This is a genomic window from Marinobacter xiaoshiensis (assembly GCF_031631795.1).
Classification (GTDB): Bacteria; Pseudomonadota; Gammaproteobacteria; order Pseudomonadales; family Oleiphilaceae; genus Marinobacter; species Marinobacter xiaoshiensis.
In genome coordinates, this window is sequence record NZ_JAVMBO010000003.1 from 614,640 (window position 1) to 627,955 (window position 13,316).

8 protein-coding genes are annotated in these 13,316 nt (G+C 54.4%); 7 read left to right on the top strand and 1 reads right to left on the bottom strand.

The features are described from left to right. The first annotated feature begins 15 nt into the window (after nt 1–15). The 4 genes from RKA07_RS02730 to RKA07_RS02745 all read left to right on the top strand — a co-directional run bounded on the left by RKA07_RS02730 (nt 16) and on the right by RKA07_RS02745 (nt 6,303). Nucleotides 16–1,887, top strand: a complete 1,872-nt coding sequence (locus tag RKA07_RS02730) for a WD40/YVTN/BNR-like repeat-containing protein (RefSeq protein ID WP_310965489.1) — start codon at nt 16–18, stop codon at nt 1,885–1,887. Nucleotides 1,888–1,976: 89 nt separating this feature from the next. After that, complete coding sequence (locus RKA07_RS02735; protein ID WP_200201620.1) at nt 1,977–4,085, top strand: TonB-dependent receptor domain-containing protein; 2,109 nt, start codon at nt 1,977–1,979, stop codon at nt 4,083–4,085. 142 nt (nt 4,086–4,227) lie between these two features. After that, on the top strand, nt 4,228–5,283 hold the full coding sequence (locus RKA07_RS02740; RefSeq protein WP_310965490.1) for a cytochrome-c peroxidase: 1,056 nt from the start codon (nt 4,228–4,230) through the stop codon (nt 5,281–5,283). Nucleotides 5,284–5,544: 261 nt separating this feature from the next. Next, nucleotides 5,545–6,303, top strand: a complete 759-nt coding sequence (locus RKA07_RS02745) for a substrate-binding periplasmic protein (protein ID WP_310965491.1) — start codon at nt 5,545–5,547, stop codon at nt 6,301–6,303. Nucleotides 6,304–6,368: 65 nt separating this feature from the next. Here the strand turns inward: RKA07_RS02745 and RKA07_RS02750 are convergent, their stop codons facing one another. Beyond that, nucleotides 6,369–8,189, bottom strand: a complete 1,821-nt coding sequence (locus tag RKA07_RS02750) for an acyl-CoA dehydrogenase C-terminal domain-containing protein (RefSeq protein ID WP_200370868.1) — start codon at nt 8,187–8,189, stop codon at nt 6,369–6,371. A 255-nt stretch (nt 8,190–8,444) separates the two neighbouring features. Here RKA07_RS02750 and RKA07_RS02755 point away from each other — a divergent pair, with 255 nt between their 5' ends. From RKA07_RS02755 to RKA07_RS02765, 3 genes are read left to right on the top strand one after another with little or no spacing between them, the layout of a single operon-like run. Further along, complete coding sequence (locus RKA07_RS02755; protein WP_200201623.1) at nt 8,445–9,029, top strand: DUF3833 domain-containing protein; 585 nt, start codon at nt 8,445–8,447, stop codon at nt 9,027–9,029. A gap of 37 nt (nt 9,030–9,066) precedes the next feature. Then, entirely contained in the window at nt 9,067–10,161 is a 1,095-nt protein-coding gene (locus tag RKA07_RS02760; RefSeq protein WP_200201624.1) for an efflux RND transporter periplasmic adaptor subunit, read from the top strand. A 3-nt stretch (nt 10,162–10,164) separates the two neighbouring features. Then, complete coding sequence (locus RKA07_RS02765; RefSeq protein WP_310965492.1) at nt 10,165–13,278, top strand: efflux RND transporter permease subunit; 3,114 nt, start codon at nt 10,165–10,167, stop codon at nt 13,276–13,278. Nucleotides 13,279–13,316: the final 38 nt, after the last annotated feature.

Sequence of the window (13,316 nt, forward strand, 5' to 3'; positions counted from 1 at the left end):
TTCGAGAGAATTGCCATGACTGACACTCGCGCGCCGGAACGCCGTCGTTTTTTTCGCCAGCTTTTAGGCACAGATAATGCCAGTCAACCCGGCCGCGCTCCCTGGCACCGGGTACCGGAAGTCGGTGCCGGCGATGGCGACGTGCTCTGGTCGGGCTGGACCGGCAATGGCGAGCTGTTTGTTGTGGGCGATGAAGGCATGGTATTGCGCTATACCAGCAGCGCCGATGCCGGCGGCGCGCAATGGCAGCACATGGCAGTGCCAACGCGCCTGCCGTTGCACGGTATTTGGGGGCCTGCGGCTAATAATCTTTATGCCGTGGGCTGGATGGGCGCTCTGTTGCACTTCGATGGCGCACAATGGCAGCTGCTGCGGGGTGGGGTGATAGATGAAAAGGGTGGCCGATTTGCTGCCTGTAAAGAAAACACGCCCCTGTTTGCCATCGACGGTAACGATCAGGGCATGGCTTGGGCCGTGGGTGACGATGGCGTAATTCTGCATTTTGACGGTGCCAACTGGCAGTCCGAGCAGAGTCCAACCCAGGTTAATCTGCGGGCAGTCGCCTGTGGACCCAATAACACCGTTTACGCCGCTGGTGGCGAAGGCACTGTGCTCCACCGTGACAGCGAAGGGTTGTGGACAAAACTCGATTGCCCCTTGGGTTCCGGATTTCATGCCTTGCTGGTAATGGACGATGGTAGCTTGCTGTTAGGCGGTGGTCGGTATTTTGTTAATCAGGGCGGCTTTCGTGGAGAACTGGTGCGTTATCAGAACGGCCAGTTTCAGGCTCTCAAATTTGATGAGCCCATGCCGCGCCTGAGATCGCTCAAAGCCTATAAAGGCGGTGTGCTGATTGTTGGCGACCAGGGTCATTTGTACTACTTCAAGGATTTGCGCCTCGACAAGCTGGAGAGCAACAGCCATCACGATCTGATGGATATTATCCTGCTGTCTACAGGCGAGGCACTGGTGGTCGGTGATTTCGGCACCATCATGACGGCTGCCGAAGATTTCACCCAGGCACTGGCACCGCCGCCCATGGCCGCCGCGGCCAGCCCCTGGCAAACCATGGTTGTGCCCACCGAAAACCAACTCTGGGGCATTACCGAAGGCCCGGACGGCACCTGTTATGCCTGTGGCGAAGCCGGCACAGTGATACGCCTGCGAGGTGGCAGCTGGGAGTTGTTACCGGCCCCCAGCGAATTGGCGGTGCATTGTTTGTGGGATACCGGGGCAGGGCTGTTTGCCGCCGGACAACTGGGGCGTATCTATCGCTTCGATGGCCAGCAGTGGGCATTGCACTATGATCTGAATCTGGATCTCACCATTCTTGGCATGTGGGGCAGCAGCCCTGAATCTCTTTATGCCGTGGGCGATGAAGGTCTGATTCTGCATTTCGACGGCTTGCGCTGGCAGCGGATGCCCAGTGGCACTCAGTCTGCCCTGTACAGTCTATGGGCCATGGATGACGAGCACATGCTGGCCCCCGGCGACTTCGGGCTGGTGTTGAGACACAACGGCAAAGACTGGAGTGAGTTCAATGTGGGCACCGAGAATTTCCTTTATGGAATCTGGGGCGACAGCTTGAGCAATATCTACGCCGTTGGGCTGTCGGGCACCCTGGCACATTTCAATGGCCAGCGTTGGCAGCAAATGGCTACGCGCCTGCGGGAAGACCTGCTGGCGATATCCGGTTCAGATGCCGCAGGGGCTTTCGCTGTGGGTACCCGGGGCTGTGTCCTGCGACTCGATCGTGATCAGTGGGTAACAGAGGTAAGTGGCAGCGATGCCGGTTTACGGGCGGTTTGTGCTACCCGCAGTGGAGCAGTTTATGCAGTAGGTGATCGGGGAACTGTGTTGTGCCGCAACGGAAAAACGGGGCATTAAGGGATTTATTCACATAAGTATTATTGCTATTTGTAAATGAGAAGTAATATCATTCTCACCTTTATGACATCGTCAAAAGGAGGAATGGTATGTTGTTTTATCGGATAGCCATGGGTGCGGCCTGCAGCGCGCTTGTTTTCAATACGGCGGCACAAGCGCAACCTGCGGAGCTGAATGAGCTGGTGGTAACCGCCTCCGGCTTTGAACAAAGCCAGTCTGCTGCGCCTGCCAGTATTACTGTTATTTCCGGTGAAGAGATCCGTAGCAAACAAGCGTTCAGTCTTACGGATATTCTGGATGACGTGGAAGGCCTGGATGTCAGTGGCTCTGCCGGTAAAACTGGCGGTTTCGATATACGCATGCGTGGCATGCCCTCAGAATACACCTTGATTCTGATTGATGGTCGCAGGCAGAACACCGCTGGCAGCGTAACCCCTAATGGTTTTGGCCAGACCGCAACAAGCTTCCTGCCGCCCCCTTCCGCAATTGAACGCATTGAAGTTGTACGTGGTCCCATGTCGACCCTTTACGGATCTGACGCCATGGGTGGTGTTATCAACATCATCACCCGCAAAGTTGGCCCGGAATGGGCATCTACCCTCACAGCAGAAACGACACTCAACCAGGACAGTGATTTTGGTAACAGCCGAGCCTATAGCGCCTATACCAATGGACCGCTGGTGGACGACCTGATTGGCTTTCAGCTGCGTGGTCGCTGGTTTGAGAGGGATGAGTCCAAACTGGAATATCTGGACTTGAACGGCGATCCGATTGAAGTCAGCACCCGAGGGCCGAGCCCGGTTGAGTCTGAACAGTATACGGTTGGTGGTCGCTTTACTGTAACGCCCGGAGAGTCGAATGACCTTTGGTTGGATATCGAAAGCAGCAAACAGGATTACGATAACTCAGAAGGGCAATTGGGTACCTTGGGCGTAAAAGGTTACAAACCGGAGCTGGAGTTCGATCGTGACCAGTTTGCTGTGGGCCACACTGGTCGGTTCGATATCGGCACGCTGGAAACCAGCATCATGAGAAATGTGACGGAAACCATCGGCCGGGTTATTCCCGAAGGTGTGCCCGGGAAGACGCCGGGGTCTGACCGGGAACTGAAAACGGAAAACCGTGTAATCGACAGTAAGTTGGTAATGCCATTAGCCAATCACGTGGTGACAGTCGGCGGTCAGTGGCTTGATGCACGGATGATCGATGGCGTCGCAACGGACGAATTCAAGCAGAAAACCCAAGCCCTGTTCGTAGAAGACGAGTGGTTCCTGGCCGAGGATCTCGCCCTGACTCTGGGTGGCCGGTATGACCACCATGATTCGTTTGGTGGCCAGTTCAGCCCACGAGCCTATCTTGTGTGGAACTCTACACCCGAGCTAACGGTTAAAGGTGGCGTAAGCCGAGGTTACAAAACACCAGGCCTTGAGCAGTTGGCCCCCGGCGTTATCGGTTTTACCGGGCAGGGCACCATCCCACTGTTCGGGAACCCGGATTTGAAACCCGAGAAATCAACATCAACGGAACTGGCAGTGATCTACGAAAAGCCGGCGGGCTACCGGGTGGGTGCAACGGTGTTCTACAACGAGTTCACTGACAAAATTGCAGAAGGCCCCGACCTGCTGAACTGCAGTTATGCACAAGATCCAAACCGACCCGGCTGTGTTGATAGGGGTAACTGGCCTCTGGCGGATGTGTTTGGCCAGGACCTGAACATTGATGAAGCCATTACCCAGGGCGTGGAGCTGCATGGCTCAGTGCCGTTCGCGCAGGATTGGCGTCTGGGTGCAAACTACACATACACCGACAGCGAGCAAAAATCCGGAGAGAATAAAGGCGAGCCGCTTACTGATACACCGGAGCATATGGCGAATATTTCCTTGCGCTGGGTGCCTTCCGTTCGCTGGTCAGCCTTTGTGAAGGCCCAGTACGAAAGCGAGCGTTACCGTGCGCGGGACAGGATCAGAGGGGCTGCTTCGTATGCAGACCTGGGTGATTTCAAATCCGTTACCCTTGTGCACCTGGGTGGCCAGTATCAGGCTTCAGAAAACCTGGGTTTCAGTGCCACCATATATAACCTTCTGGATGAAGACTTTATCGAGTATCAGGCCTATGACAACGGCGCCCAATACGGAAACCTCTACGCCAACTCGGAAGAAGGTCGGCGTTTGTGGGTGTCTGCAACCTACTCATTCTGAGACACATCAATCGCCGATATGAGAATTTGACGGTCGTCAATTTTGCTGCCGGTAATTGTGCCGGCAGCTTTCAAATTATTTACAAAAATTAACCTTCTGCTAGCTTGGTAACAGTAAATCCTGTTAATGAGAGAGCAGAAAGATGAAACGGCAAACACTGAAGCTTGCTATCGCTGTCAGCCTTGGCCTTACCGCAGGAGCAGCCATGGCTGCCGACTTGCAGGAGCGTGCGCGGGACATGTTTTCGGCGATACCCCAGTACCCACCGGTTATCGATGGCAACGAACTGACGGAAGCGAAAGTTGAGCTTGGCAAGATGTTGTTTTTTGAGCCCCGTCTGTCCGCAAGCCATCTGATCAGCTGCAATACCTGCCACAACGTGGGTATGGGTGGACACGATTACCTTCCTGTCTCTATTGGCCACGGTTGGCAGAAAGGGCCACGCAACTCGCCTACAGTCTTTAATGCTGTCTTCAACGCCGCCCAGTTCTGGGATGGCCGCGCGGCGGACCTCGCGGAGCAGGCTAAAGGGCCGGTTCAGGCGGGCGTTGAGATGAGCAGCACGCCAGAGCGCGTTGTGAAGACATTGACCAGCATGCCAGCCTATGTTGAGAAGTTTGGTCAAGCCTTTCCCGGTGAGGATGATCCGGTAACCTTTAACAACATGGCGATTGCGATCGAAGCGTATGAAGCCACGCTGATTACGCCAGATGCCGATTTTGACAAGTTCCTGCGCGGCGATAAAACAGCCTTGAACGAGCAGGAGCAAGAAGGTTTGGCACTGTTCATGGATAAGGGCTGTGTGGCCTGCCATGCGGGCGTTAACCTTGGCGGCCAGGAATACTATCCGTTTGGCCTGGTAACCAAGCCTGGTGCCGATATTCTGCCCACCGGTGACAAAGGCCGGTTTGCGGTTACCGAGACGGCCTCGGATGAGTACGTATTCCGTGCTTCACCCTTGCGAAATATTGAGCTCACAGCCCCTTATTTTCACTCAGGCGCCGTTTGGAGCCTGGAAGAGGCGGTTGCAGTTATGGGTACCGCTCAGTTGGGAGCAGAGCTGAATGATGATGAAGTAAAATCTATCACCGCTTTCCTGAAAACCCTGACCGGCAAAATACCGGAAGTGCGCTACCCGGAGTTGCCGCCAAGCACAGACAGCACCCCGAAACCAGAATCAATGGTGCTGGCTCAGTAATCTGCAAGTCCTTGGCCCTGTTACTCCCTCATGTGATTTTCGGGGTAACAGAGCCACAGGTATTTAACGTCCTTTCCTGAAGGCTGCGGGTGTTTTTTGGCCGCCTTTAACTCATGTGGGTTTTACGAAAACACACATTTTACTTCTGAAATAGTCATTATCATTGCGGTAAGCTAGCAGTACTCAGGCTTGAGTACTCGTTTGAGCCCGTTGCAAGGTAGTGCTTGGGTCGAACCTATTGAAGATAAAAGGAGAGTTTCTGTGAGGAAGAGCGTTCGTCACATAGTGCTACTAATGGTGGCAATGATAGGAAGCATGGCGTCGGGGCAGGGTTATGCATCGGATAAGCTGTTTCTTTATACGGAGAACTTTCCGCCTTATAACATGAGTTCCTCCGGGCGGGCTTTTGAGCACAATGGAAATAGTATCGACGGTATTTGCACTGAAATGGTGAAAGCCATTCTGCAAAACACCGATCTGGATTACGTGATCAAATTACGTAACTGGGATTATGGCTACAATCGAGCCCTGGATAAGCAGAATCATGGTATTTTCTGCACAACCTTCACTGAAGAGCGTGAGAACCTGTTTAAGTGGGTAGGCCCACTGACCAAAAACCTTTGGACAATCTTCGCCGGCAGCGGGACTAACCTGAAGATTGATAAGCTGGAAGATACCAAAGGCATGCTTTATGCGGGATACCGCAATGACGTCATGACCACGTATTTGCTGGATCGCGGTTACAAGGTGTCTGCTATGGAGAGTGACGACATCAACCCGAAACGTCTTGAGCTCGGTCAGGTAGATCTGTGGATTGCTGACCGGCTGGCTGGTCCTTACTTCGCATCCCAGCAGGATGTAGAAGGGCTTGAACCGGTCTTTTCGTTTAACGAGACTGAATTGTACCTGGCCATGAACCTGGATACTTCTGAAAAAATCATGCAAAAACTGCAGGAAGGTCTCAGAAAGATCAGGAGCAATGGCATGTACGAGGCTATAGAGACCAAGTACGGACTTTAAGCACAGAAAGTTATGCAAAAAAACCCGGGTAGGTTCCTACCCGGGATAAAGTATCACCGGTTGATCTATCCGGTGAAGGCCATATCTTCCGCACCTATCTGCATCAGGTTTTTGCTGGGGCTCAGCATGCTACTTGCGTGAGCCTGGGATCTGGGAAGCAGTCGCTCGTAATAGAATTCTGCAGTTGCCAGTTTGGTGGCATAGAAAGCCTCAGAGTCATCGCCGCCGTTATCCAGGCGATCTACCGCTGCTACCGCCTGTCGTGCCCACATGTAAGCCATGGATACGTAACCGCTGTACATAAGAAAGTCGTAGGATGCAGAGCTAACCACATCGCGATCCTTTCGCGCGGCAAGCATGATCCGCACGGTAAGCAAATTCCATTGTGCCGTAAGCTTCAGCAGCTCCACTGCAAATGGGCGCACACGGCTGTCGGTCAAATGCTTACGGGCAAAGTTTGCAATCCGGGCGGTGAATTCACGAACTGCGCCGCCTTTGGTGGTTAGCAGTACCTTACGGCCCAGCAGATCCAGTGCCTGAATACCGGTGGTGCCTTCATACAAGGTGGCAATCCGGGTATCCCGGGCAATCTGTTCCATGCCGTGTTCACGAATGTAACCGTGGCCACCAAATACCTGCATACCAAGGTTTGCTGCCTCGTTCCCAAGTTCCGTCAGGAAACCTTTAAGAATCGGGGTCAGAAAGCCCAGTTTGTCATCGTATTTTGCTGCCTTTTCATCATCACCGGCGGCGTAGCCTTCAACCATATGATCGGCCAGGCGGGCGGCGTCATAGAGCATGGCGCGGCCACCTTCAGCGATAGCTTTCTGGGTCAGTAGCATGCGGCGAACATCGGCGTGGTGAATCAGGCTGTCAGCGACATGTTCGGGGTCTTTCTTACCGGAAAGCGCACGCATGGAGCGGCGCTCTTTGGCGTAGTCCAGAGCCCATTGGTATGACAACTCAGCGGGCCCGACACCTTGAATGGCGGTACCGATACGAGCCGTGTTCATAAAAGTGAACATGCACTCCAGGCCTTCGTTCTCAGGACCGATCAGGTAGCCGGTTGCGCCATCAAAGTTCATAACGCAGGTAGCAGAGGCCTTTATGCCCATTTTCTTCTCGAGGCTGCCACAAACTACGGCGTTGCGCTCACCTGCGCCACCTTCGGCTGTGGGTACAAACTTCGGCACGATAAACAGGCTGATGCCACGGGTGCCCTTGGGTGCGCCCGGCAGACGAGCCAGAACAATATGGATAATGTTCTCGGTAAGATCGTGATCACCGGAGGAGATAAAGATTTTGGTACCCGTTACTTTGTAAGTACCATCAGCCTGCGGCTCGGCTTTGGTTTTTACCTGGCCCAGGTCCGTCCCGCACTGGGGTTCGGTGAGGCACATGGTGCCGGCCCAGCGGCCTTCTGTCATAGGCAGCAGGTAGGTGGCTTTCTGGTCGTCAGAACCGTGCAAATAGATGGTGTTCATGGCACCCATGGACAAGCCCGGATACATGGAGAACGACCAGTTCGCTGTACCCATCATTTCCTGCTTCAGCAGGCCCATGGAAGCGGGCAGACCTTGGCCGCCGTATTCCTCCGGGGCAGAAAGCCCCTGCCAGCCACCCATCACATATTGATCGTAAGCTTCTTTGTAGCCTTTCGGGGTGGTTACCTCGCCATCTTTCAGCGTACAGCCTTCTTCATCACCTGGCTGGTATAGGGGGCTTAGCTGCTCCTCACTGAAGCGAGCGCATTCGGCGAGGATAGCGTCCACGATATCCGGAGTTGCGTTCTCTCCGCTGGCCAATGTGGCGTAGTGCTTTGGGTAATCAAACACTTCATTCAGCAGAAACTTCATGTCACGCAAAGGCGCCTTGTATACCGGCATAATCAATCCTCTGTACTGGTCTGAAAATCTACGAGCGGGGATTATTCACCGCCAGGTTGCGTGCAGTTTTACGGCATAGTGTGGGGGATTCCATTGACGAAAAGCGCTCATGGCGGTGTCAGCAAAGACAGTCCTTGATTTTTCCACAGGCCATCCGCTGATCGAAGAGCTCTCCCGGGGCGTATTTCAGGTATCAGGCAATGAGGCGTTAATCCTGATCGCAAGACTGAATGGAAATACCCGTTGGAGAGGTTTATGAAGAGTGTAAAAAAAGTGCAAAACCTGTGTTCTGTGATACCCAAAATCGGGCGGCGCTCTATACTCGTGTTAACCGCCATTTTGGCGCTTTTGGGGGGCTGCTCTGGTCCGGCGCTGACGGATTATTCAGAACGTGAGCCCAAGCTCGTTCCTGAAGATTTCTTTAACGGTGAACTAAGCGCCCGTGGCGTGGTCAAGGACATGTCCGGTGAAGTGATTCGCACGTTCGATGCGGATATCTCCGCATCCTGGGACCAATCTGGTGTGGGTACCCTGGATGAAGAATTCCGTTTTGATGATGGCGAAGTGCAAACCAGGATCTGGACGTTAACACCATCGGCAACCGGCGACAGCTTTCATGCCGAAGCGGGCGATGTGACGGAGCCCGGAACCATGCGCTGGAGCGGTAACAGCATAAACATGAATTACGTGCTTCGGATAGCCTATGGCGATGGAACCCTGGATGTACGAATGGACGACTGGATGTATCTGGTAACGCCCGACACATTGATTAACCAGACCACCATGAGCAAATGGGGGGTTGATGTCGGTGAACTTGTGCTTGTGATACAGAAAAAATAATGCCCGGCAGTGGCCGGTCTGTCTGCTGAGAGACTCTATGTTGAAACAATGGCTGATCGGTTTGCTGCTGGTCGTATTGGCACTGGGTGCTGCGTTTATTTATCAGGGCCTGGATGACTCGTCTCAAGCCCAGGATGATTCTGAGCGCCCCCCCAGTGCAGTAAATACAGTACTTCCCATAATCGACACGGTGCAGGATCAGGTCAGGGCAGTTGGCAGCCTGAAAGCCGTAAGTGCCGTTAAGCTGACCACAGAAACCAGCGGCCGCGTGGTAGGTATCAACCTGAAATCCGGTCGCCCGGTAAAACAGGGCGACCTGTTGTTGCGGCTTGATGATCGGCAGGCAAGGGCAGATCTGGGTGTGATTGAAGCGCAGTTGGCAGATGCCCGGCGTCAGTACGAACGCGCCAGAAGCCTGCGTGACAACAACAGTATCTCCCAATCTTTCGTAGATGAGCTGAGAACCGCTGTAGAGGTGTCCGAAGCTCAGCGCACTGCGGCCCAGGTTCGGCTTGAAAACCATCGCATTGAAGCGCCGTTCTCCGGCGTGGCGGGCCTGAGCGATATCAGTATCGGCGCTTATATTACCGCAGGCACCACAATAACCACTTTGGACGCTACATCCCCCATGGAGCTGAATTTCTCCATTCCCGAGCGCTTTCTTGGCCAGATCAATCCGGGCCAGAAGGTGCAGGGCAGCTCCCCGGCTTACCCTGATCAGGCATTTATTGGCGAACTCGTTGAATTGGGTTCCCGCATTGACGAGCTTAGCCGCTCCTTGCCGGTTCGGGCCCTGATTGATAACACTGAGGGGCGATTGCGCCCTGGCCAGTTCATGTCCGTTAGCCTGACCTTGCGTGAACGCCAGGCTCTGGTTATTCCGGAGCAGGCGGTGATGGTTCGTGGTGCTGAACAATATGTATTTGTGGCAGAAGACGGTATTGCACGGCGTGTGCCCGTAACGGTTGGCTCACGCATGCCCGGGCGCGTGGAAATTGCGAAAGGACTGACAGCAGAAGATCAGGTAGTGGTGACCGGCCAGGACCGTCTGAGCAGTGGTGAGCGCATCCGGGTGACAGATGATGAAAACGCGATTCCAGACAACCGGTTTACCAGTGCTGTGGGGTCGTAAGCGGTGATTCTTTCAGATATTTCCATCAAACGCCCGGTATTTGCCACGGTTCTCAGCCTGTTGATTGTCGTGTTTGGTTTGGCCGCTTTGTTTGGCCTGCCCGTGCGTGAATACCCCGACATTGACCCACCCGTGGTATCCGTTTCGACCAACTATACGGGTGCGGCCGCTGAGGTGGTTGATACCCAGATTACTCAGATCATCGAAGGTGCCATCAGCGGTATAGAAGGAATTCGTTCTATCCAGTCGTCCACCCGCCAGGGTGGGTCTTATACCACTATTGAGTTTTCCCCCAGCCGGGATGTGGACATTGCCGCCAACGATGTGCGCGATGCAATTTCGCGAGTAAACAACCAGTTGCCGGATGAAGCAGATCCACCCGTGGTGCGCAAAGCGGATTCCGATGCCCGACCCATGATGTGGGTGACCCTGCGCAGCGATGTTTGGGATTCAGCCCAGATGAGTGATTACGCCGACCGGGTTCTGGCAGACCGGTTGGCCGTGGTCGATGGCGTTGCCGATGTGCGAATTGGTGGTGAGCGCCGTTATGCCATTCGCGTGTGGCTCGACCGGGAACGCCTGGCGGCTCGCGATATCACTGTGGCCGAGGTAGAGCGTGCCTTGCGCGCTAACAACGTAGAACTACCCGCCGGTTCGGTAGATTCCTCCACACGTAACTTTACCGTGCGGGCTGAAGGCAGGCTGGCGACGGTTGAAGAATTCCGCGAATTAGTGGTTCGGCGAGATGGCAATCAACTGCTGCGCCTCGGAGAGGTCGCCGATGTGGTTATGGGTGTAGAATCCGATATCGGGCGCTTGCGGGCCAACGGCCAAACAGCCATTGGCATGGGTATTATTCGTCAGTCCAAGGCCAATACCGTGGCAGTATCAGATGCTGTCCGGGGCGAGCTGGATAAAATACGGGAAACCCTGCCACCGGAAATAAGCATCACTGAAAGCTACGACGAATCTGTTTTTATTCGCGCCTCCATTCGCGAGGTAATGATCACCCTGGCGATTGCCGTGTCGTTGGTCATCCTGGTGATATTCCTGTTCCTGCGCTCCTGGCGCGCTACGCTGATTCCGGCAGTAACTATTCCGGTAGCGGTAATCGGTGCCTTTATCGGCCTCGGCTTTTTGGGCTTCTCCATCAACGTGCTCACCTTGCTGGCAGTTATACTCGCCATTGGCCTGGTGGTGGACGACGCCATAGTAATGCTTGAAAACATCCAGCGCCGAATTGATAAAGGCGAGCCACCACTGCTGGCGGCCTATCGCGGTGCCAGGCAAGTAGCCTTTGCGGTAATTGCCACCACACTGACTCTGGTTGCCGTGTTTGTACCCATTTCGTTTATGGGCGGCAACATAGGCCGGCTGTTTGCGGAGTTTGGTTTCACTCTTGCGGCGGCAGTTGTTGTGTCCAGTTTGGTGGCACTGACTCTGGCACCCATGCTTTGCTCCAAATGGTTAAAGCCCAGCCCGGAAAGTGGGGAAGGGCGTGGTTTTTGGGCCATCATCGAGAAGGTGCTTAACGGACTCACCAGTGGATATGAGCGGCTGCTGAAGTTTTCACTCAATCAAGCGGGCCTGGTGCTGGGCATTGGTCTGGTGGGTTTGGTTGTGGCAGTTGTGATATTTCCGAAACTGCCTCAGGAACTGGCACCTATTGAGGACAGGGGCACGATTATTATGCCCGCCAATGCGCCTCGGGGTGCTACCGTTCAGTACACCGATCACTATGTAAAGCAGGCAGAAGAAAAGCTGATGCCTTTTCTGGAAGATGGACCGGCCAGCCGCATGTTGTCCATTGTCGGCTTCCGCGAGCGGGAAGACAGCGCGTTTATTATTATGGGGTTGGCCCCTTGGGACGAGCGGGAGGTCAAGCAGCAGCAGGTTACCAGCGAGATTCGAAAAAAGTTTGATGATATTTCCGGTATTCGCATGGTGGCCATTAATCCGCCAGGGCTGGGGCAGCGTGGCTTTAGCCAACCGGTAGAGTTCGTGGTTGCCGGGCCGGACTATGAATCCGTACAAGCCTGGAGTGACGAACTGGTAGAGCGGGCCAAGGAAAACCCCAACCTGTTGAACCTGCAAACCGATTTTGAACTCACCCGGCCGGAGCTCAGTGTTGCCATTGATCGCGAACGAGCAGCAGATCTGGACATTACCATTGAAGATGTGGGCCTTACACTGCAAACCATGTTGGCGTCACGGAAGGTAACCACCTATCTGGAACGTGGCCGCGAGTACGATGTCATAATGCAGGCAGATGATGCCAGCCGTGCCACCCCATCGGATCTGGGCCAGATATTCTTGCGCCCCAGAGAAGGTGGCGACCTGATTCCACTGCAGGCACTGGTTTCAATCACCGAGAAAGGGGCTAACCCCGATCTTCGGCGCATAGATCGCCTGCCTGCCGTGGTTATCAGCGGATCTCTGGCAGATGGCTACGATCTTGGCTCCGCACTGACCTATCTGAACACCTTGGCGGTAGACAGCCTGCCTTCAGAGGCCAGGTTGAGCTACCAGGGGTTGAGCCGGGAGTTTCAGGAATCCTCTTCAGCGATTTATGTCACCTTTGGTTTGGCCTTCATTATCGTGTTCCTCGTGCTGGCGGCCCAGTTTGAAAGCTGGATTCATCCGCTGATCATCATGCTCCCTGTGCCATTGGCAGTAACCGGCGCGCTGCTGGCATTGTGGTGGAGCGGCATCAGCCTGAACATATATAGCCAGATCGGGATCATTATGCTGCTGGGGCTGATGTCGAAGAACGGCATATTGATTGTGGAGTTTGCCAACCAGCTGCGAGATGAAGGCTACGCGGTTAAAGAGGCAATTCTGGCGGGAGCATCCTTGCGCTTCCGCCCGGTATTGATGACCACTATATCCACAGTCTTCGGTGCAGTGCCTCTGGTGGTTGCCACGGGCGCAGGCGCAGAAAGCCGTGCAGCAATTGGTATGGTGATTCTGGGTGGGCTGATTTTTGCGACCACGCTTACGTTGTTTATCATTCCGGTGCTATACAATCTGCTGGCCGGCTTTGCGAAATCCGCCAATGCGATTGAACATGAGCTGGAGCGTCAGGCATCTTTATCCCAAGCCAGTTCGATCGATTAATGAGCGGGCTGGCATGACCCTACAATCCGGATGTTTTC

Bases quoted from the DNA above. Each gene is read 5' to 3' on its own strand.
- RKA07_RS02730 (WP_310965489.1), top strand. From the start codon at position 16: ATGACTGACACTCGCGCGCCGGAACGCCGTCGTTTTTTTCGCCAGCTT.
- RKA07_RS02740 (WP_310965490.1), top strand. From the start codon at position 4,228: ATGAAACGGCAAACACTGAAGCTTGCTATCGCTGTCAGCCTTGGCCTT.
- RKA07_RS02750 (WP_200370868.1), bottom strand. From the start codon at position 8,189: ATGCCGGTATACAAGGCGCCTTTGCGTGACATGAAGTTTCTGCTGAAT.
- RKA07_RS02760 (WP_200201624.1), top strand. From the start codon at position 9,067: ATGTTGAAACAATGGCTGATCGGTTTGCTGCTGGTCGTATTGGCACTG.
- RKA07_RS02735 (WP_200201620.1), top strand. From the start codon at position 1,977: ATGTTGTTTTATCGGATAGCCATGGGTGCGGCCTGCAGCGCGCTTGTT.
- RKA07_RS02755 (WP_200201623.1), top strand. From the start codon at position 8,445: ATGAAGAGTGTAAAAAAAGTGCAAAACCTGTGTTCTGTGATACCCAAA.